Genomic DNA, 19,660 nt, shown 5'->3' with positions numbered 1-19,660 from the left:
CGCCGGTGACCCACAGAACATGTGGATAAGTTTGTGCAAAACTATTGCCCGACCCGGCGCCAAGCCGCACCAAAGCGTGGTTTTGACAAATTGATGACAAATTCAGCAATAAAAAATCCAATGAAATCAACAACTTATTACGCCACGCCGTGTTGTGCGCGGGGTCTGCCCGCTGGCAAGGGGCTAGACCCGTATCTGTGGAGTGTTAGCGCGCACTACAGGCTTGGGGCGCTTGGAATGCACGATGTTTGAAGCGCCACAAACCGCCGCGTCGACCGTACGGGTGTGGCAGGTGAGGGCCTTGTGCCGGGCCATTGCCGATGCCATGGACGCCCGCTTCAACCCGGTCACCGTAGCCGGCGAGATCAGCGGGTTCACCCGCGCGGCCAGCGGACACTGTTACCTGTCGTTGAAAGACGAAACCGGCCAGATCCGCTGTGCCATGTTCCGCCGGGCGGCAAGCCTGCTGAACTTCAGTCCCCGCGATGGCGACCGGGTGGAGGTGCGCGGGCGCCTTGGCGTGTACGAGGCGCGGGGCGAGTTGCAACTGGTGGTGGAGAGCATGCGGCCCGCAGGGCAGGGCACGTTGTTTGAACAATTCTTCAAGCTCAAGGCCAAGCTGGAGCAGGAAGGCTTGTTTGACAGTGCACGCAAGCGGCCGCTGCCCGCCATGCCACGTGCAATTGGCCTGGTGACGTCTTTGGGGGCTGCTGCCTTGCACGATGTGGTGACGGCCCTGCAGCGGCGTGTGCCGCACATACCGGTGGTGCTGGCGCCTGCGGCAGTGCAAGGCGAAAACGCGCCGCGTGAGCTGGTGCAGGCGCTGTCCAGTCTGTACGCCCAGGTCCAGGCGGCCAGTGCGGACGCTGCCGTTGCCATTGATGTGATCTTGCTGGTGCGTGGCGGCGGCGCCATGGAAGACCTTTGGGCTTTCAACGACGAACAGCTGGCCCGCCTGTTGGCGCGCAGCCCGGTTCCTGTGGTGTGTGGTGTGGGCCACGAAACGGACTTCACCATTGCCGACTTCGTCGCTGACATCCGAGCGCCGACCCCCACTGCCGCAGCAGAACTGGTTTCAGAGCCTACCGCTGCGTGGCTGGACCTGGTGGCGGAGCTGGAGACCCGTATGTGCGATGCCGTGGGGCGTTATCTGGACCGGCAGGCACAGCGTATCGATCTGGCAACCTCGCGTCTGGGAAGGCCCTCGTCATTGGCGCACCGCCAGCGCCTGGTGTTGTCCGCGCTAGAGCAACGCATGCAGCACGCCGCGCGCATGGGATTGCAGATCCGCCAATCGGATATTGCACGCAGGCAGCAGGACTGGCAGCCCCGCATCCAGAGGGCTTTGCAGGGCTTGCACGAACGTAACCGCCGCGCCGAGTTGCGTTTGGGGTTGTTGGATCCTTCGCTGGTGCTGCAGCGGGGATATGCCTGGCTGAGCCTGGAAAACGGACAAACACTGGGCCATGTGGCGCAGGCTATTCCCGGGCAGCAGGTGCGGGCCACCCTTACCGATGGCGCGGTTGACTTGACCGTCAACGGCCGGGGTCAAAATTAATTCCTACAATCAGCGTTTTTGCCAACCCAAGAGAGGATTCCATGGAACACACCCTGCCCGCTTTGCCGTATGCGATCGACGCTCTGGCCCCTGCCTATTCCAAAGAAACGCTGGAGTTTCACCATGGCAAGCACCACAACGCCTACGTGGTGAACCTGAACAACCTGCAAAAGGGTACGGAATTCGAAAACATGTCGCTGGAAGAGATCATCAAGAAGTCCAGCGGCGGCATCTACAACAACTCGGCCCAGATCTGGAACCACACGTTCTTCTGGAACTGCATGAAGCCCGCTGGCGGTGGTGAGCCGTCCGGCGCATTGGCTGCAGCCATCAATGCCAAGTGGGGCAGCTACGCAGCTTTCAAGGAGGCTTTCGTCAAGTCTGCCGTGGGCAACTTTGGCTCTGGCTGGACCTGGCTGGTGAAGAAGCCCGATGGCTCTGTGGATATCGTCAATACGGGCGCTGCCGGTACGCCCTTGACCACAGCCGACAAGGCCCTGCTGACCGTGGACGTGTGGGAGCATGCGTACTACATCGACTACCGCAACATGCGTCCCAAGTTTGTCGAAACCTTCCTCGACAAGCTGGTGAACTGGGGCTTTGCCGAAGCCAATTTCGCCTGAGTGCCTTGCACCTGTGAAAAAGCCGACCTTGGGTCGGCTTTTTTTATGGGGTGAACGGGCGTCCCGAAAGTTTTGCGCCGGGCTTGATGCCCTTTTTCGCAAACCACCCCTGGTTCATCTCCAAAACGTAGCGCACGGGTTTGGTCGAGCAGTGGGATTCGGTGGTGAGTGGTTTCATGTCTTCCAGGTTGACGATGGCGCCATCGTCGGCAACAAAGGCAGCGGTCAGTGGCAGCGGTGTGTTTTTCATCCAGAAACACAGTCGGCTGGGGCTCTCGAAGATGAAGAGCATGCCTTCGTGCTGGGGCATGTTTTTGCGGAACATGAGTCCGATCTCGCGTTGCTCGGAGCTGGCGGCTACTTGTGCATCGATTTGGTACATGCCGACGGATAGTTTGGTGCGTGGCAATTCGGTCTGTGGCATGTCTTGCGCGTTGACAAGTCCGTGACCAAACAAGAGCGTAGCCAACAAGGTAGAAACAATGGTTTTCATGCCGCTATTGTGGCTGAATCACGCGCCTGACCGATGGTGGCGTACCGGGCGTCAGGCAGCAAGGGGTAATTTTTTAGGAATAGAATTTGTGCACTGTCTGAAGCACAACTTCTCAGGTAATTGCGATCCCACCATTCAACGGAGACCTTTTCCCCATGTACCAGCACATCAAAGTCCCTACCGAAGGTAAAAAAATCACCGTGAATGCGGACATGTCCCTGAACGTGCCCGACCAGCCCATCATTCCGTTTATTGAAGGCGACGGCACCGGTCTGGACATCACCCCCGTGATGCTGAAAGTGGTGGACGCAGCGGTGGCAAAAGCCTATGGCGGCACGAAGAAGATCCACTGGATGGAAGTCTATGCTGGCGAAAAGTCTACCAATGTGTACGGCCCCGATGTGTGGCTGCCAGAAGAAACTCTGCAGGCCCTGCGTGAGTACGTGGTGTCCATCAAAGGTCCATTGACCACGCCTGTGGGGGGCGGTATTCGCTCCCTGAATGTGGCTTTGCGCCAGGAACTGGATCTGTACGTGTGCCTGCGCCCCATCCAGTACTTTGACGGTGTGCCCAGCCCGGTCAAAGAACCGCACAAGACCAATATGGTGATCTTCCGCGAAAACTCGGAGGACATCTACGCCGGCATCGAGTTTGAAGCCGAGAGTGAGAAGGCCAAGAAGCTGATCAAGTTCCTGCAGGACGAGATGGGCGTCAAGAAAATCCGTTTCCCCAACACCTCCGGCATTGGTATCAAGCCGGTGTCGCGTGAAGGCACCGAGCGCCTGGTGCGCAAGGCCATCCAGTACGCCATTGACAATGACAAGCCCAGCGTGACCATTGTGCACAAGGGCAACATCATGAAGTACACCGAAGGTGGCTTCCGCGATTGGGCCTACAACCTGGCGCAAAAGGAGTTTGGCGCGCAGTTGATAGACGGTGGCCCCTGGTGCAAGTTCAAGAATCCCAAGTCTGGCAAAGACATTGTGGTCAAGGACAGCATTGCCGACGCTTTCCTGCAGCAGATCCTGCTTCGTCCCGCCGAGTACAGCGTGATTGCCACGCTCAACCTGAATGGCGACTACGTGTCTGATGCTCTGGCCGCACAGGTTGGTGGCATCGGTATTGCACCGGGTGCCAACCTGTCGGACTCGGTGGCGTGTTTTGAGGCCACCCACGGCACGGCACCCAAGTATGCAGGCAAGGATTACGTGAACCCGGGCTCTGAAATCCTGTCCGCTGAAATGATGCTGCGCCACATGGGCTGGCTGGAAGCGGCAGACCTCATCATCAGCTCCATGGAAAAGTCGATCAAGAGCAAGAAAGTGACCTATGACTTTGCACGTTTGATGGACGGCGCGACCCAGGTGAGCTGCTCCGGCTTCGGGCAGGTCATGATCGACAATATGTAATGGGAATATCCCGTGGCCCTTGGGCTCACGGGGTATGCTTGTTGCGCGGAACCGCCTGGGCTTTTTGGGGTCCGAGGCGGTTTTTTTATGGCTGTGGCTTGAATTGGGCCGCAGTGGCTCCAATTCAACTGAGCGGTGCAATCCTTTGGGGTGACCGATAGAATCGATTTCATGGCTACAAATATCCCGTCCAAACCACTAGAACCCCCCATTCAGCCGCCCAACCCTGATGAAGGTGGCTCTGTTGTGTTGGAGCGTCGTACCCAGCGGGTCAAACCGCCGCAGATGTACCAGGTGCTCATGCTCAACGACGACTACACCCCCATGGAGTTTGTCGTGGTGGTGATACAGGAGTTTTTCGGCAAGGATCTGGAATCAGCGACCCGCATCATGTTGAAAATCCACCTGGATGGCAAAGCTGTGTGTGGGGTTTATTCCAAGGATGTGGCGGTGACCAAGGTCGACCAGGTGCTGGACGCTGCGCACAAGGCGGGCCATCCTTTGCAATGCATTTGTGAACCCGTGGATTTGTAAAGTGATATCGAAACTAGTGAACAGCGAACCGGGAAACGGTTTACAGTTAATCATCAACGCAAGGCTAAAGGAAATCACATGATTGCCCAAGAATTGGAAGTCAGCCTGCACATGGCGTTTGTTGAGGCACGCCAGCAGCGCCACGAGTTCATTACCGTGGAGCACTTGTTGCTCGCCCTATTGGACAATCCCAGCGCCGCCGAAGTGTTGCGCGCCTGCTCGGCCAACATCGACGATTTGCGCAAGTCGCTGTCGAACTTCATCAAGGACAACACGCCGCAGGTAGCAGGGGCCGATGATGTGGACACCCAGCCTACCTTGGGCTTTCAGCGCGTCATCCAGCGCGCCATCATGCATGTGCAATCCACCGGCAGTGGCAAGAAGGAAGTAACCGGTGCCAATGTACTGGTCGCCATCTTTGGCGAGAAGGATTCCCACGCGGTCTATTACCTGCACCAGCAGGGCGTGACACGCCTGGACGTGGTGAACTTCATTGCCCACGGCATCAAGAAGAATGATCCTCCCGAGTCATCGGCCAAGGCCAATGAAAACCCGGTCGAGAACGAAGAAGGTAACGGCGAGAAGAACGAAAAAGCTTCTCCGCTGGAGCAGTTCACGGTCAACCTGAACCAGCTCGCGAAAGACGGCAAGATCGATCCGCTGATCGGCCGTGAATACGAAGTCGAGCGCGTCATCCAGATCCTCTGCCGCCGCCGCAAGAACAACCCCTTATTGGTGGGCGAAGCCGGTGTCGGCAAGACCGCCATTGCAGAGGGCCTCGCGTGGCGCATCACCCAGGGTGATGTGCCCGAAATCCTGGCGGAAGCCATTGTGTATTCGCTGGACATGGGCGCCTTGCTGGCCGGTACCAAGTACCGCGGTGATTTCGAACAACGTCTCAAGGGTGTGTTGAAAGCACTGAAAGACAAACCCAATGCCGTGCTCTTTATTGATGAAATCCACACCTTGATCGGTGCGGGTGCCGCATCGGGTGGAACACTGGACGCGTCCAATCTGCTCAAGCCCGGACTGAGCTCAGGTGCCTTGAAGTGCATTGGCGCCACCACGTTCACCGAGTACCGTGGCATCTTCGAAAAAGACGCAGCGCTGTCGCGCCGTTTCCAGAAGGTGGATGTTGTTGAGCCTACTGTGGAGCAGACTGTTGAGATTCTCAAAGGACTCAAGTCGCGCTTTGAGGAGCACCACAACGTTAAGTACGCCGTGGCGGCCTTGCAAGCGGCGGCAGAGTTGAGTGCCAAGTACATCAACGACCGCCATCTGCCGGACAAGGCGATTGACGTCATCGATGAGGCTGGCGCGGCGCAACGGATCTTGCCTGCGAGCAAGCGCAAAAAGACCATCAGCAAGGCCGAGGTCGAAGAGATTGTGGCCAAGATCGCCCGTATCCCCGCGGCCAATGTGTCCAATGACGACCGCAGCAAGCTTAAAACGCTGGAGCGTGATCTGCGCAATGTGGTGTTTGGCCAGGACAAGGCCTTGGACGTATTGTCGTCAGCCGTCAAGATGGCGCGTTCTGGCATTGGCAAGGGCGACAAGCCGATTGGCTCCTTCCTGTTCAGCGGCCCCACCGGTGTTGGCAAGACCGAGGCCGCCAAACAGCTGGCCTACATCATGGGCATTGACCTGATTCGCTTCGATATGAGCGAATACATGGAGCAGCACGCGGTGAGCCGTTTGATCGGTGCGCCTCCGGGTTACGTGGGCTTTGACCAGGGCGGTTTGCTGACCGAGGCCATCACCAAGAAACCGCACTGTGTGTTGCTGCTCGATGAAATCGAAAAGGCGCACCCTGCGATTTTCAACGTGCTGTTGCAGGTCATGGACCATGGCACACTGACGGACAACAACGGGCGCAAGGCCGATTTCCGCAACGTGATCATTGTGATGACCACCAATGCGGGTGCGGAGACCATGAACAAGGCCAGCATCGGGTTTACCAACCCGCGGGAGGCTGGGGACGAAGCGGCGGACATCAAACGCCTGTTCACCCCCGAGTTCCGCAACCGCCTGGATGCCATCGTCAGCTTCAAGGCGCTGGACGAAAACATCATCCTGCGTGTGGTCGACAAGTTCCTACTGCAGCTGGAAACCCAGCTGGCTGAGAAGAAAGTCGACGTTACCTTCACCGACAAGCTGCGCAAGCACTTGGCGAAGAAGGGCTTTGACCCCCTGATGGGCGCCCGACCCATGCAGCGCCTGATTCAGGACACGATCCGCCGTGCGCTGGCCGACGAGCTGCTGTTTGGACGTCTGACGGAAGGTGGCCGCCTGACGGTGGACCTGGATGACAAGGACGAAAGCAAGACCGAGGTCCTGCTGGATATCCAGCCCTTGCCCGAGAAAAAGGGCAAGTCGAAGCCGGAAGAGGCAACTGCGGGCTAATGCAGCACATTTAAGCCTCAAACACAAAGGCCCCATTCGCAAAAGCGAATGGGGCCTTTTTTTGCCCGCTTGTTGGCGGGTGTTTACTTGAAGCCCACGCGGTCCAGCATTTGTTGCACTTTGACCTGGTTCATACCCACCACGCTGATGGGTATGGTCTCGCTTTTGAAGCTACCGCCTGTCATGGCCTGCAGAGCAGGGTTGTTGATCTTCACCCCTTTTGCGACGGGCCATTCGTTGTTGCCGTTGGCGAAATGGTCTTGTGCGGATGCACTCGCCAGGTACTCCAGGAACTTGATGGCATTTGCCGGGTTCTTGGCATTTTTGGCCACTGCGCCGCCTGCGATGTTGACGTGGGTGCCCCATGTGGACTGGTTGGGGAAGACGACGCCCACACGTTCGATGACGGTCTGGTCTTCGGGCTTGGTAGAGCGCATCAGGCGCGCCAGGTAGTACGAGTTGCTAACGGCAATGCCACATTCTCCCGATGCGACGGCCTTGATCTGGTCCGTATCGCCACCCTTTGGCGCACGTGCCATGTTGGCAACCATGCCTTTGAGCCACTGTTCAGCGGCGGCTTCACCCATGTGTTCGGTCACCGATCCAAACAACGACAGGTTGTACGGGTGCGAACCCGAGCGGATGCACAATTTACCGGTATTCTTGGGGTCACCCAGTTCTTCGTAGGTGTCCACGTCTTCTTTCTTCACCTTGAGCTTGTCGTACACGATGACGCGCGCGCGCGTGGAAAAACCGTACCAGGGTGTTTCTCCATTGGCATTGGCTTTGCCACGGTATTGGGCGGGAATCGCATCGTCCAGCAGCTTGGATTTGATGGGCTGGAACAGACCATCGGTTTCACCGCGCCAGAGGCGGCTGGCATCGACCAACAAAATGATGTCAGCCGGGGATGCTGCACCTTCGGCCTTTAGGCGCGCCAGAATACCGGCGTCGTCGGCGTCCACACGGTTGAGTTTGATGCCAGTGGCTTTGGTAAAGTTGGCGTAGAGTGCTTCGTCCGTCGGGTAATGGCGTGCTGAATAAATGTTCAGAACCTGCTCCTGCGCCAGGGTGGTCGCGGAAACGATGCTGAGCAAACAGGCTAGGGCAATACGGGTTTTCATTTGGAAGCCTCGGTGTCGGTTTGGGTGTAGAGTGCCCTCATCATATTACAAACGCGAATCATTCGCAATCAATACATCCGGTATTTCCCCGGATTCTGCTTTCATGAAGTTCTATATTTCACTGGTTGCCACACTTGCTCTCATAGGCTGCGCGTCAACACCCAAAGATGCGCCGGTCATCGACACGCCTGTTGTTACGCCGCCGGTTGCTGTTGTTGTAGCTCCCAAAATACCACCCCGTATAGGTCTTGCCCTGGGCGGTGGCGCGGCCCGGGGTTTTGCGCATGTCGGTGTAATCCAGGTCTTGGAGGAGGCTGGCATCCGCCCTTCCATGGTCTCCGGTACCTCCGCCGGCAGCCTGGTAGCCGCGTTTTATGCCAGCGGCAAAACGGGCAAACAGCTACAAAACGTGGCCGAGACCATGGAGGAGGCCACCATCGCCGATTGGACACTGCCGCTGTTCAACCGCGGCATGCTGCGCGGCGATGCGCTGGCGCGGTATGTCAATGGCCAAGTGGGGTCACGCCTGATCGAGGATATGGTTTTACCGCTGGGCATTGTTGCCACAGACCTCAACAGTGGCCAGAGCATGTTGTTTCAGCGTGGTGATACTGGCACTGCCGTGCGGGCGTCCAGCGCAGTTCCGGCTGTTTTTCAGCCCGTCAAAATTTCGGGCCGTGAATATGTGGACGGTGGCTTGGTCTCGCCCGTGCCCGTGCGCGCCGCGCGCCAGATGGGCGCTGAATTGGTGATCGCGGTTGACATCTCCAGCGCACCGGAGGGCAATCTGTCCGGCGGAACGCTGGACGTGTTGTTGCAGACCTTTGCCATCATGGGCAAAAGCATCAACTACTTTGAGCTCAAGGAAGCGGACATCGTGGTCAAACCCGGTTTGGTCGGGGTCGCCAGTGCGGACTTTGGCTCACGCAAAAAGTCCATCGAAGCGGGGCGCAAAGCGATGTTGCAACTCTTGCCACAATTGCGGGCCGCAATCGCTGCCAAAACCCGCTGAAGTACGGCATCGGAAAGTAGGGCCAAAAAAAAGGCCCCGTCTTGCAACGAGGCCTTGAAGGGATCCCTGAACCTGATGGTTTCGAAAGGACCCGAGGAGACAACCGGTAGGAAACACATGTGTTTCCGTGTTGGATTAATTATGTCAGGGTTTTCCCTTGACAGCTAGAGAAGGCGCTCCAAAACGCAGTGGCCTGCGCCTTCACCAGGGGCTAATTAACGCTTTTTGGCAGTGGCTTGTTTCGTAGCGTTGGTCGCAGTAGCGGCCACGGCATTGAAATTGGCTTCGGCCATTTCAGTGGCTTGCTTCACAGCCTTTTGCACGGATTCCAGAGCGTTGTTGGCAGCAGCCACTGAGCTCTTCATGATCGCCACAGCGGACTCAGAGCCAGCAGGTGCGTTCTTGGCAGCGCTGTCAACCAGACCCATGAACTTCTTCTGGGCATCAGCAGCCTGACCTTCAAAGTTCTTGCCGAACTCGGCAGTGGTGCCGGTCGCGATGTCATACAGGTGGCGGCTGTAAGCAGCAGTCTTTTCAGCCAAAGGCTGGAATAGGCCGGATTGCAGGGCCAACAGTTCTTGTGCGTCTTTCACGCTCAGCAGGGACTGGGTGTGGGTGTTGGCTTCGGCCAAAGCTGCCTTGGAAGCAGTCAGGTTCAGTTCAACGATCTTCTCGACGCCTTCGAAAGCCTTGCTGGTCAGGCCGAACAGAGTTTCGATGTTGGCTTTGTGGGAAGTCATCAGTTGTTCAACAGTCATCATGTCAATATCTCCTAGAGTTGCGGTAAAAATTTACTATCTGCTCCGTAACTGCCCAGATGGCTTGTTGATGTTGCAGTGCAGCATGGTTTGAATTATAGAGATGCTGCACCGCAGCGCAAGTCTTTTTTGCTGCGTCGCAACAATTTAGAACAATTTCTCTATATCCAGCGTTTGTCATGGCCGGGTCACACAAGTGTCAGTGCGGATGGATCGCGGCGCAAGCTACCAGATTTGGCAGGTAGGGGCTGGCAGAATCAAGCCATGCCGAATACCAATCCCCCCAAACCCGCGCCCGAGTCCCGCAGCGCCTACAAGGCGTTTCGCCCCATCACCACCCGCTGGATGGACAACGATGCTTACGGTCATGTCAACAACGTCGTCTACTACAGCTGGTTTGACACCGCGGTCAATGCCCACCTGATCGAACACGGCGCACTGGACATCCATGCCGGCGAGACCATAGGCCTGGTGATAGAGACCCATTGCAACTACTTTGCATCCCTGGCATTTCCGCAGACCGTGCAGGTGGGTATTCGGGTGGCGCACCTGGGCACTTCCAGTGTGCGTTACGAGGTAGGCATCTTTGGCGACGCGGACACCACGGCCGCCAAGGGGCATTTTGTGCACGTTTATGTAGACAAAATCACGCGTAGGCCCGTACCCCTGCCACAGCGGCTCAAAACTGTATTGGAAGCATTGTTATGACATCACCATCTTCCGCTGCCGTCGACGCAGCGATCACGTCCCGCATGTCCGTGCGGGCCTTCACCGACCAGATGGTGGACCGCACCACCATCGAACACATCCTGCAGGTCGCCAGCCGCGCACCCTCAGGCACCAACTGCCAACCCTGGCGTGTCTATGTGCTGCAGGGCGCCAAGCAGGCGCAACTGGTAGAGCAGGTCTGCGCCGCGCACGACGCCATCCGTGCCAACCCGGCATTGGCCGCCGAGTATGTGGAAGAGTACGACTACTACCCGCAGAAATGGGTCAGCCCCTACATCGACCGGCGCCGCGAAAACGGCTGGGGCCTGTACGGTCTGCTGGGCATAGGCAAGGCCGACAAGGACAAGATGCACGCCCAGCACCAGCGCAACTTCAAATTCTTCGATGCTCCCGTAGGCCTGATGTTTACCGTGGACCGTGTCCTTGGCCGCGGTTCGTTGGTGGACTATGGAGCCTTTCTGCAAAACATCATGGTCGCCGCGCGCGGCCATGGCCTGCACACCTGCCCGCAGGCTGCGTGGAACGGTTTTGCCAAGATCATCCTGCCGCATATTGGCGCCGGGCCAGACGAGATGCTGGTCTGCGGCATGTCACTGGGTTATGCGGATGAATCTGCCGTGGTGAATGGCTTCCACACGCCCCGCGTGCCGGCGCAAGACTTCACCACCTGGCTGGAATAGGGCGCAGACGAATCCATGACATCAACCTCCACACAGCGTCCCCGTGTACTGATCACCCGTGCCGTCTTCCCCGATGTGATCGCGCGCCTGTCTGAACACTTCGACGTAGAGTCCAACCAGAGCGATGTGAACTGGACACCAGCCGAACTCGTACAACGCCTGCAGGGCAAGGCGGGCGCCTTCACCACGGGCTCCATCGCTATCAACGCCGCCCTGCTGGCCCAATGCCCGGACCTGAAGATTTGCGCCAACATGGCCGTGGGCTACAACAACTTCGACCTGGACGCGATGAGCGCCGCCGGCGTGTTGGCCAGCAATGCACCCGACGTGTTGACCGAAACCACGGCCGACTTCGGTTTTGCGCTGATGATGGCCGCCGCGCGCCGGGTGACAGAGAGTGAACACTTTCTGCGCGCCGGCCAATGGAAGAGCTGGCGCTACGACATGTTTGCCGGGGCCGAAATCCATGGCTCCACACTGGGCATCATCGGCATGGGCCGCATTGGCCAGGGCATCGCACGCCGCGGCGCCCTGGGCTTTGGCATGCAGGTCGTGTACCACAACCGCAGCCGCTTGGACGCCACGACCGAGGCCGATTGCAAGGCACGTTATGTCAGTAAAGAAGAGCTTTTGCAGACGGCCGACCACGTGGTCCTCGTCGTGCCGTACTCTGCCGCGTCTCACCACACGATAGGTGCGGCCGAACTGGCGCTGATGAAGACCACTGCCACACTGACCAACATCGCCCGCGGCGGCATTGTGGACGATGCCGCACTGGCCGCCGCATTGCGCGACAAACGCATTGCCGCAGCGGGGCTGGATGTGTTTGAAGGTGAACCCAATGTCCACCCGGACCTGCTGAGCGTGCCCAACGTGGTGCTGACGCCCCACATCGCCAGCGCCACCATGGGCACGCGCCGCGCGATGGCCATGCTGGCAGTGGACAATCTGATCGGGTATCTGGTGCACGGCAAGGCGGTGACGCCGCTGAATGCCGACCGGCTGGTGCAGCAAGGCACTGCATAAACCTATCAATATGCTATTAAAAGTATAGCGAAATGGTTATATCCGACGGGGGCTAGAGGCCCATTTTTCATATGGAACTGGTTTAGAAGGCGATGATACGGTGAATGATGGAATGGTTTGGGCGCTGCTGGCGCTGACGTTGGTGACGCTGCTCGTGGCCGGTTGGACGGCGCTGGCGCTGGGTCGCCTGCGTGCGGGTGATGCCCAGGCGGGGCTGGACGCACAACTGCAGCGCAAGGAGCTGCAGGACCTGCGGGTTTTGCTGCAATCCGCCAATGAGCGCCTGGAGCGCGAGCTGCGCCGCGAGATTGCCGAATCGTCCCAGGGCGCGCGCCAGGAGCTGACACAGAACCTGGCCACCTTCCAGCAATCGCTGACACAGCAAGGGGCCGAGGCCACGCGCACTCAAAACACACAAATCGACGCCTTTGGCCAACAGCTGTCGCTGATGCAAAAGACGCTGGCCGACACCCTGCACACCCAACTCTCTGGCATGGGCGAGTCCACGGCCCGCCGCCTGGCCGAGTTGAGCGACACCAACACCCGCAGCATGACGGCCGTGCGGGATGCCCTGAACCAACAGTTGGCCCAGCTGCAAACCACCAACTCTGCCAAGCTGGACGAAATGCGCGCCACGGTGGACGAAAAGCTGCAGACCACCTTGCAGGCGCGATTGGGCGAGAGTTTTAAACAGGTCGCCGACCGCCTGGAGCAGGTGCACAAAGGCCTGGGTGAAATGCAGACGCTGGCCCAGGGTGTGGGCGACCTCAAACACCTGCTGACCAATGTCAAGACCCGCGGCATCTTTGGCGAGGCACAACTGGCCAGCCTGCTGGAACAGGTCTTTGTACCCGACCAGTACGCGGTGCAGATCGCGACGCGCCCAGGCAGCAAAAACGTCGTCGACTTTGCGATCAAGCTGCCCGGCAAGTCCGACTCCGGCGCGCCGCTGTGGCTGCCTATAGACGCGAAGTTTCCCAACGAAGATTACGAGCGTTTGCTCGATGCCCAGGGCAGGGCGGACGTGTTGGGCGCCGAGGCCGCAGGCAAGGCGCTGGAGCTGCGCATACGGCTGGAGGCCAAGTCCATGGTCGAAAAATACGTGGAGCCACCGCACACCACCGACTTTGCGATTTTGTTCCTGCCCACCGAAGGCCTGTACGCCGAGGTGTTGCGCCGCCCCGGCCTGATGGAAAGTCTGCAGCGCGACCACCGTGTCACGCTGGCCGGGCCTACCACCTTGCTGGCCATGTTGAGTTCGCTGCAAATGGGCTTTAGAACGCTGGCGCTGGAGAAGCGCTCCAGCGAGGTCTGGCAGGTGCTGGGTGCCGTCAAGACCGAGTTCGAAAAATTTGGTGGTGTGCTGGCCAAGGTTAAATCGCAGACCCAGACCGTGCTCAACACGCTGGACAACGCCGAGACCCGCAGCCGCGCCATGGGCCGTGCACTGAAAAAGGTGGAAGCCCTGCCCGACACGCAGGCTCAAGCCCTGATTCCCTTCGACAAAGACTTTGACGGCGCCGGTGGCGAGCCCGACGCCGACACCAGCGCATGAGTCCTGCGCCCAGCGCTGAACCGTCCCGCGCCTTGGCCTTGGCCCGGCTGATACTCGGCCAGATCTTTCTGCACGGCAGCATGGCGGGTATGCGCATGGCCGCACCCCTGCTGGCGCTGCGCGAAGGTTATAGCGCGCTGGCGGTGGGAATGTTGCTGGCGCAGTTCTCGGTGTCTCAGGTGTTTTTGGCGATACCCGCCGGGCGTTATGCCGATCGCCATGGCCTGCTCAAACCCATGCGCCTGGGCGTGATCGCCGCAGTTATGGGTGGGGCGCTTGCCGGTGTTGTGCCGCACTTTGCGATGCTGTGTATCAGTGCCTTGTTGATGGGCGGCGCCACCGGGGTGGCCATTGTGGCGCTGCAGCGCCATGTGGGGCGGGCTGCGCAGGACACGACCGAACTCAAACAGGTGTTCAGTTGGCTGGCCATTGGCCCCGCCGTATCGAACTTTCTGGGCCCGGTGGCCGCAGGGCTGCTGATTGACCACGTGGGTCTGTGGGTGGGCGGATCTGCGGGTGATACCAACGGTTTCCGGGCAGCATTTTTGCTGATGGCCGTGATGCCGCTGATGACCTGGTTTTGGGTGCGCCATACGCAGGAATTGCCGCCGTTAGAACAGGCAGCCGGCTCCTCCCAGTCCAAGATATGGGATCTGCTGCGCGACCCGCAGATGCGACGCCTGTTGATGGTGAATTGGCTGCTGTCGTCTTGCTGGGATGTGCACACCTTTGTGGTGCCCATGCTGGGCCACGAGCGGGGGTTTAGCGCTTCGGTGATTGGTGTGCTCCTGGGGTGCATGGCGGTGTCGGGTGCGGTGGTGCGGGTGATCCTGCCGCTGGTGGCCGCACACTTGCGTGAGTGGGTGGTTGTGACTGGCGCCATGGTGACCACAGCGCTGCTGTTTGCCGTCTACCCGCTGATGGAATCACCGTGGACCATGGGGCTGTGCTCGGTGCTGCTGGGCCTCTCCTTGGGCACGGTGCAGCCCATGATCTTGAGCACGCTGCACCAGATCACCCCGCACGCATTACACGGCCAAGCCATAGGCTTGCGGTTGATGACACTGAACCTGTCCAGCGTGCTGATGCCCATGCTGTTTGGCACGGCGGGGCTGGTCGTGGGGGTGTCGGTGGTCTTTTGGACCGTGGGCGCGATGGTAGGGGCTGGAGCCCCTCTTGCCTGGCGCCTGAGGCCGTAGCCCTTTTGTCGCAATTTACCGCCGGGCCGCCCCAAGGTAAATTAGCCCCCTCGGGGGGCAGCGACCCGCGCAGCGGCGGAGCGTGGGGGCGAGTTTTTTTAGGTCTTATAGAAGGCCTCGATGGCGTCCCAGGTTTCCTGCGGCGTGTCGGTGTACTGGAACAGGCTCAGGTCCTCTGGCGAGATGGCGCCTTCTTCCACCAACACGTCCAGGTTCAGCAGGCGTTTCCAGTACTCTGAGCCAAACAAAATGATCGGAATAGGGTTGGCCTTGCGGGTCTGCACCAGGGTAATAACTTCAAACAGTTCATCCAGCGTGCCGAACCCGCCAGGGAAGGCGATCATGGCTTTGGCGCGCATCATGAAGTGCATTTTGCGAAGCGCAAAGTAGTGGAACTTGAAGCTCAGTGAGGGTGTCAGGTAGGGGTTGCCCGCCTGCTCGTGTGGCAGTGCAATGTTCAAACCAACGGTCAGGGCACCGACTTCGGACGCACCGCGGTTGGCCGCCTCCATGATGCCCGGCCCGCCGCCGGTGCACACATACAGGCGTTCACGCGGCGGCATGCTGGCACCTTTGGTGGCCACGATGCGCCCAAACTGGCGGGCCTGTTCGTAGTAGTGGGCGTTGCGCAGATGGCGTTCGGCCTGTGTTATGGCTGCGGCGTCGCCACTCTTGCGGGCCTCCTCCATGATGCGCTGCGCGTCTTCAGGCGCGCTGAAGCGCGCGCTGCCAAAAACAACAATGGTGTTCTCGATACCCTGCTCATGCTGCTCCAGATCGGGCTTGAGCATTTCCAGCTGGAAACGTATGCCGCGGGTCTCGCGGCGCAACAAAAATTCGGGGTCGGCAAAGGCCAGCCGGTAGGCGTCGGGTTGCAGGGGGATACCGGCGTCGGCATGGGCTTTTAAATCGGCCCAGGCATCGGCCAATGTACGCTCGTTCAGGTATTTCGGAGATTCCAAGTGACAGCTTTCTAGAGGATATGGGTAACCAGTGATTCAGCAATGCTGCTTGCCATACTAACGGCATTGCTGGGGTGGGTGATGCAATCGGTGCTCCACACGTGGCCAACACCGGCCTGCTGGATGACCTGCAAGGCGTCGCCCGCAAACAAAGCGTGGGTGACCGCCACATCTACCGATGCAACGCCCGCGGCCAGCAACAGCCTGGCCGCACCGGCCAGCGTGTGGCCACTGCTGGCCACGTCGTCGAGCAGCACCACAGCACGACCGCCAACCGCCGTGTCGGGCAAGGCGATCTGCACGTCTTTGTCCCCCCGGCGAATCTTGTGGCACACCGCGTGGTCGAAACCGTGCCGCGCTGCGGCCTGGGCGACCCATTGCGCAGATTCTTCATCAGGGCCCACTAACAGCGGGTTGTGGCGCTGGGTGGCAATGTGGTCTGCCAATAACGGCGCCCCGCTGAGCACCAGGGCTTGGGCCAGAGGCACCGCTTCCTCCAGCTTGGCGATGCGGTGCAAATGGGGGTCCACCGTGATGACGGCATCGAACAGCGAGGCCAGGAACTTGCCGACGACGCGCTGGCTGACCACCTCACCGGCCTGAAAGGCGATGTCTTGCCGCATATAGGCCAGGTAGGGCGCGACCAGCGTCAGGTGGTGGGCACCCAGCAGGCGTGCGGTTTGCGCCACCAGCAGTAACTCGACCAGCTTTTCATTGGGATCGTTCAGAGTGCGCAGCAGTACGACACGGGCAGGCAGTTCGGGCGGCAGGCGCAGCTTGAGTTCACCATCGGGGAAACGGTGGCGCGCAATACATGCGATCTCCAGCCCTGCGGCTTGGGCGATACGCGCCGCGCTGGGTTGGTCTTCTTCAAAGTGCAATAACAGGGCGGAGTTGGGCATCAGGATTCCACAAAAACATGGGACAGGTCGGCGGCCTTGCCGATGGCATAACCGTTGGACTTTTGGCAGGCCTGGCGGGCAAACTCAAGGTCTGGTGCAAAGCTGGCGTACACGCGGTAGAGCACGTCATCGGCTGCGACGGTATCGCCCAGCTTGCACAACAACTCAACGCCCGCACTTTTGACCTTGGGCGCACCGGCCAGCGTGGCGATGCGGGCCACCTGCAGGTTGTCGATGCCGACCACCATGCCGGCAACCGGTGCGCGCACGTCAAAACTCAAGGCACCCAAGGCGGTGGTGCGGTGGTCGAAACCCTTGGCGCCCTGCGCCGCGATGATGTCGTTCATCTTGGCCAGGGCGCGGCCCGAGTCCAGTATGTCGCGGGCAATGGCAAAGCCGTCGCCGCCGCGCACGTCGGGGTCACACTCAATCAGGCGTCCGGCCAGGCGCAAGGATTTTTGGCGCAGGTCCATGGGCGCACGGGGATCGTTTTCCAGCACCCGCATCACGTCACGCGCCTCCAGCACCGGGCCAATGCCAAAACCAATAGGTTGGCGGCCGTCGGTGATGACCACGTCCAGTGACAGGCCAATACGCTGGGCGACGTATTCAAACAGGCGGCGCAGACGTTGTGCCTCGGGCATGGAGCGCACCTTGGCTGTGGGGCCAATCGGAATGTCCAGCACCAGGTGGGTGGAGCCCGCGGAGATCTTTTTGGAGAGGATGGAAGCCACCATCTGCCCCGGTGAATCCAGCGACAGCGGGCGCTCCACGGCGATCAATACGTCGTCTGCCGGTGACAAATGGGCCGTGCCGCCCCAGGCCAGGCAGGCCCGGTGTTTGCGGACCAGATCGTGGAGTTGCTCAATAGGCAGTTCCACATTGGCCAGCACTTCCATGGTGTCGGCTGTGCCGGCGGGTGAGGTGATGGCGCGTGACGAGGTCTTGGGGCACAACATACCGTGGGCGGCGACGATCGGAACAATCAGCATGGAGGTGCGGTTGCCGGGGATGCCGCCAATGCAGTGTTTATCGACCACGCGGGGTTCGTTCCAGTCGAGTCGGCGCCCGCTGGCGACCATGGCTTCGGTCAGGTAGTAGACCTCTTCGCGGTCCAACTCGTCGCGGTTGGTGGCAACAACAAAGGCGGTCAGTTCGATCTTGGAGTACCGCAGGTCAGCGATGTCGCGGATGATGGCCTTGAAATCGGCCTGGTTGAGTCGCTCCCCGGAAATCTTGCGGCGCAAAGCGCCAATCGACTCAGGGGGCTCCGCCTGGGAGATGGAAACCGGGTAGCCGTTTGCCACAGCCAGTTGCATAAAAGCATCTTCGGACAGACCCAATTCATCACAGCCCACAATCACCGGGTCATCCACGATGTTCAGGGTAGCGAGTATGCGTTGCCCATTGGCTCGCACCGCCACCTTGGACAGTGCTTGAAAACCCTCGGCCCGCACCACGGCGCAGTCCCGGTGCAGGTAGGCCACGTTTTCACGGTAGGTGTCTATCGCCACCCGGCGCAATGCCAGGGTGGTCAGTGCCGGGGCGGGTGGGGTTGACGGGGTGTTGGGCGCTTGGCCATCGGGTGCAATGTGCATGCCATAAGCGTACACCCGAATGGCCACCGCCCGGCGCTTAAGCCGCTGCCAGTTTCAGCACCAGTTTGCCGTTGTTCGCACCGGTGAACAACATGTCAAAAGCCTTGGGGAAGTTGTCCAGACCTTCGACCACATCTTCACGCGTCTTGAGCTTGCCCGATGCAATCCAGCCGGCCATCACCATCGCGGCTTCCATGGCGCGGTCGTAGTAGTCGGACACCACGATGCCGGTCATCGTCGAACGTGTCACCAGCAGCGACAGGTAGTTGGCCGGGCCCTTGACCGGTGTGGTGTTGTTGTATTGCGAGATGGCGCCGCAGATGACGATGCGGGCACCACGGGCCAGGCGGGTCAACACGGCGTCCAGAATGTCGCCACCGACATTGTCAAAGTACACATTCACGCCCTGGGGCGCATGTTTGGCCAGCGCGGCGGCCACGTCTTCGGACTTGTAGTCGATGGCGGCGTCAAAGCCCAGCTCTTCGACCAGGTAGCGGCACTTGTCGGCACCACCGGCAATGCCGATGACGCGTGCACCCTTGATCTTGGCGATCTGGCCCACGACGGCACCTACCGCACCGGCGGCACCGGAGACCACAACCGTGTCACCGGCCTTGGGCTGGCCCACTTCCAGCAGGCCAAAGTAGGCCGTCATGCCGGGCATGCCCAGTGTGCTCAGGTAGACCGGCAGGGGTGCCAGCTTGGGATCGACCTTGGTCAGGCCCTGGCCGTTGGAATAGGCGTAGTCCTGCACACCCAGCAGGCCGGTCACATGGTCGCCGACAGCGAACTTGGGGTTCTTGGAGGCGGTGACACGGCCCACGGCCAGCGCACGCATGACTTCGCCCAAGCCCACGGGCGGGATGTAAGAGGCCTTGCTGTCATTCATCCAGCCGCGCATGGCGGGGTCCAAAGAGATGTACAGCACTTGGATGACGACTTCGCCCTCGGCCGGGTCGCGCAGCGGCTCTTGGGTGTGGTTCCAGTCGCTGACCTTGACGGGGCCCACAGGGCGGGCGGCGAGTTTGAATTGGTGGTTGACGGTGGTGTTGCTCATGGTGATCTCCGGGTGTGAAAACAGGGTTTTTGGTGGTA

18 protein-coding genes are annotated in these 19,660 nt (G+C 59.8%); 11 read left to right on the top strand and 7 right to left on the bottom strand.

What is annotated here, in order from left to right; genetic code table 11:
• Positions 1–244: 244 nt before the first annotated feature.
• Positions 245–1,558, top strand: a complete 1,314-nt coding sequence (xseA, locus tag HZ993_RS05680; RefSeq protein WP_209396285.1) for an exodeoxyribonuclease VII large subunit — start codon at positions 245–247, stop codon at positions 1,556–1,558.
• Between the two features lie 41 nt (positions 1,559–1,599).
• A complete protein-coding gene (locus tag HZ993_RS05675; RefSeq protein ID WP_209396284.1) occupies positions 1,600–2,181 on the top strand; it encodes a superoxide dismutase in 582 nt (193 codons plus the stop codon).
• 43 nt (positions 2,182–2,224) lie between these two features.
• On the opposite strand, the gene HZ993_RS05670 is transcribed toward HZ993_RS05675, so the two are convergent.
• A complete protein-coding gene (locus HZ993_RS05670) occupies positions 2,225–2,674 on the bottom strand; it encodes a DUF192 domain-containing protein (protein ID WP_209396283.1) in 450 nt (149 codons plus the stop codon).
• Positions 2,675–2,829: 155 nt separating this feature from the next.
• Between HZ993_RS05670 and icd the strand changes: the two genes are divergently transcribed.
• The 3 genes from icd (at position 2,830) to clpA (ending at position 7,020) form a co-directional block, all read left to right on the top strand.
• Entirely contained in the window at positions 2,830–4,083 is a 1,254-nt protein-coding gene (gene icd, locus HZ993_RS05665; protein WP_209396282.1) for an NADP-dependent isocitrate dehydrogenase, read from the top strand.
• A gap of 171 nt (positions 4,084–4,254) precedes the next feature.
• Positions 4,255–4,617: an ATP-dependent Clp protease adapter ClpS gene (gene clpS / locus HZ993_RS05660; RefSeq protein ID WP_209396281.1), complete on the top strand. Its 363-nt coding sequence runs from the start codon at positions 4,255–4,257 to the stop codon at positions 4,615–4,617.
• A gap of 78 nt (positions 4,618–4,695) precedes the next feature.
• Complete coding sequence (clpA, locus tag HZ993_RS05655; protein WP_209396280.1) at positions 4,696–7,020, top strand: ATP-dependent Clp protease ATP-binding subunit ClpA; 2,325 nt, start codon at positions 4,696–4,698, stop codon at positions 7,018–7,020.
• 83 nt (positions 7,021–7,103) lie between these two features.
• Here the strand turns inward: clpA and HZ993_RS05650 are convergent, their stop codons facing one another.
• Positions 7,104–8,144, bottom strand: a complete 1,041-nt coding sequence (locus HZ993_RS05650; protein ID WP_209396279.1) for an extracellular solute-binding protein — start codon at positions 8,142–8,144, stop codon at positions 7,104–7,106.
• 103 nt (positions 8,145–8,247) lie between these two features.
• Between HZ993_RS05650 and HZ993_RS05645 the strand changes: the two genes are divergently transcribed.
• Complete coding sequence (locus HZ993_RS05645) at positions 8,248–9,156, top strand: patatin-like phospholipase family protein (protein ID WP_209396278.1); 909 nt, start codon at positions 8,248–8,250, stop codon at positions 9,154–9,156.
• 215 nt (positions 9,157–9,371) lie between these two features.
• On the opposite strand, the gene HZ993_RS05640 is transcribed toward HZ993_RS05645, so the two are convergent.
• Positions 9,372–9,917 carry a phasin family protein gene (locus HZ993_RS05640; RefSeq protein WP_209396277.1) on the bottom strand — a complete coding sequence of 182 codons (546 nt, stop codon included), beginning with the start codon at positions 9,915–9,917 and terminating at the stop codon, positions 9,372–9,374.
• 261 nt (positions 9,918–10,178) lie between these two features.
• On the opposite strand from HZ993_RS05640, the gene HZ993_RS05635 reads away from it, so the two are divergent.
• The 5 genes from HZ993_RS05635 (at position 10,179) to HZ993_RS05615 (ending at position 15,103) form a co-directional block, all read left to right on the top strand.
• Positions 10,179–10,622, top strand: coding sequence for a thioesterase family protein (locus tag HZ993_RS05635; RefSeq protein ID WP_209396276.1), 444 nt, complete (start codon positions 10,179–10,181; stop codon positions 10,620–10,622).
• The gene (locus HZ993_RS05630; protein WP_209396275.1) at positions 10,619–11,323 is read left to right on the top strand and encodes a nitroreductase; all 705 of its coding nucleotides are present in this window, start codon (positions 10,619–10,621) and stop codon (positions 11,321–11,323) included. The genes HZ993_RS05635 and HZ993_RS05630 overlap by 4 nt, the downstream gene beginning before the upstream one ends.
• A 15-nt stretch (positions 11,324–11,338) precedes the next feature.
• Positions 11,339–12,349, top strand: coding sequence for a D-glycerate dehydrogenase (locus HZ993_RS05625; protein WP_209396274.1), 1,011 nt, complete (start codon positions 11,339–11,341; stop codon positions 12,347–12,349).
• Between the two features lie 112 nt (positions 12,350–12,461).
• Positions 12,462–13,904 carry a DNA recombination protein RmuC gene (gene rmuC, locus HZ993_RS05620; RefSeq protein WP_209398296.1) on the top strand — a complete coding sequence of 481 codons (1,443 nt, stop codon included), beginning with the start codon at positions 12,462–12,464 and terminating at the stop codon, positions 13,902–13,904.
• Positions 13,901–15,103, top strand: coding sequence for an MFS transporter (locus HZ993_RS05615; RefSeq protein ID WP_209396273.1), 1,203 nt, complete (start codon positions 13,901–13,903; stop codon positions 15,101–15,103). The genes rmuC and HZ993_RS05615 overlap by 4 nt, the downstream gene beginning before the upstream one ends.
• Before the next feature lie 98 nt (positions 15,104–15,201).
• On the opposite strand, the gene HZ993_RS05610 is transcribed toward HZ993_RS05615, so the two are convergent.
• From HZ993_RS05610 to HZ993_RS05595, 4 genes are read right to left on the bottom strand one after another with little or no spacing between them, the layout of a single operon-like run.
• A complete protein-coding gene (locus tag HZ993_RS05610) occupies positions 15,202–16,065 on the bottom strand; it encodes a TIGR00730 family Rossman fold protein (RefSeq protein ID WP_209396272.1) in 864 nt (287 codons plus the stop codon).
• An 11-nt stretch (positions 16,066–16,076) separates the two neighbouring features.
• Positions 16,077–16,967, bottom strand: coding sequence for a ribose-phosphate diphosphokinase (locus HZ993_RS05605; protein ID WP_209396271.1), 891 nt, complete (start codon positions 16,965–16,967; stop codon positions 16,077–16,079).
• Complete coding sequence (locus HZ993_RS05600; protein WP_209396270.1) at positions 16,967–18,565, bottom strand: thymidine phosphorylase family protein; 1,599 nt, start codon at positions 18,563–18,565, stop codon at positions 16,967–16,969. The genes HZ993_RS05605 and HZ993_RS05600 overlap by 1 nt, the downstream gene beginning before the upstream one ends.
• A 37-nt stretch (positions 18,566–18,602) precedes the next feature.
• The gene (locus HZ993_RS05595) at positions 18,603–19,622 is read right to left on the bottom strand and encodes an NADP-dependent oxidoreductase (RefSeq protein ID WP_209396269.1); all 1,020 of its coding nucleotides are present in this window, start codon (positions 19,620–19,622) and stop codon (positions 18,603–18,605) included.
• Positions 19,623–19,660: the final 38 nt, after the last annotated feature.

It is taken from the genome of Rhodoferax sp. AJA081-3, assembly GCF_017798165.1.
Classification (GTDB): Bacteria; Pseudomonadota; Gammaproteobacteria; order Burkholderiales; family Burkholderiaceae_C; genus Allorhodoferax.
Note: the sequence above shows the minus strand (reverse complement) of the source record. Positions and strands in the feature narration are given on the sequence as shown.

Coding starts and splice junctions, on each gene's coding strand:
- xseA (WP_209396285.1), top strand. CDS start 245: ATGTTTGAAGCGCCACAAACCGCCGCGTCGACCGTACGGGTGTGGCAG.
- HZ993_RS05675 (WP_209396284.1), top strand. CDS start 1,600: ATGGAACACACCCTGCCCGCTTTGCCGTATGCGATCGACGCTCTGGCC.
- HZ993_RS05670 (WP_209396283.1), bottom strand. CDS start 2,674: ATGAAAACCATTGTTTCTACCTTGTTGGCTACGCTCTTGTTTGGTCAC.
- icd (WP_209396282.1), top strand. CDS start 2,830: ATGTACCAGCACATCAAAGTCCCTACCGAAGGTAAAAAAATCACCGTG.
- clpS (WP_209396281.1), top strand. CDS start 4,255: ATGGCTACAAATATCCCGTCCAAACCACTAGAACCCCCCATTCAGCCG.
- clpA (WP_209396280.1), top strand. CDS start 4,696: ATGATTGCCCAAGAATTGGAAGTCAGCCTGCACATGGCGTTTGTTGAG.
- HZ993_RS05650 (WP_209396279.1), bottom strand. CDS start 8,144: ATGAAAACCCGTATTGCCCTAGCCTGTTTGCTCAGCATCGTTTCCGCG.
- HZ993_RS05645 (WP_209396278.1), top strand. CDS start 8,248: ATGAAGTTCTATATTTCACTGGTTGCCACACTTGCTCTCATAGGCTGC.
- HZ993_RS05640 (WP_209396277.1), bottom strand. CDS start 9,917: ATGATGACTGTTGAACAACTGATGACTTCCCACAAAGCCAACATCGAA.
- HZ993_RS05635 (WP_209396276.1), top strand. CDS start 10,179: ATGCCGAATACCAATCCCCCCAAACCCGCGCCCGAGTCCCGCAGCGCC.
- HZ993_RS05630 (WP_209396275.1), top strand. CDS start 10,619: ATGACATCACCATCTTCCGCTGCCGTCGACGCAGCGATCACGTCCCGC.
- HZ993_RS05625 (WP_209396274.1), top strand. CDS start 11,339: ATGACATCAACCTCCACACAGCGTCCCCGTGTACTGATCACCCGTGCC.
- rmuC (WP_209398296.1), top strand. CDS start 12,462: ATGGTTTGGGCGCTGCTGGCGCTGACGTTGGTGACGCTGCTCGTGGCC.
- HZ993_RS05615 (WP_209396273.1), top strand. CDS start 13,901: ATGAGTCCTGCGCCCAGCGCTGAACCGTCCCGCGCCTTGGCCTTGGCC.
- HZ993_RS05605 (WP_209396271.1), bottom strand. CDS start 16,967: ATGCCCAACTCCGCCCTGTTATTGCACTTTGAAGAAGACCAACCCAGC.
- HZ993_RS05600 (WP_209396270.1), bottom strand. CDS start 18,565: ATGCACATTGCACCCGATGGCCAAGCGCCCAACACCCCGTCAACCCCA.
- HZ993_RS05595 (WP_209396269.1), bottom strand. CDS start 19,622: ATGAGCAACACCACCGTCAACCACCAATTCAAACTCGCCGCCCGCCCT.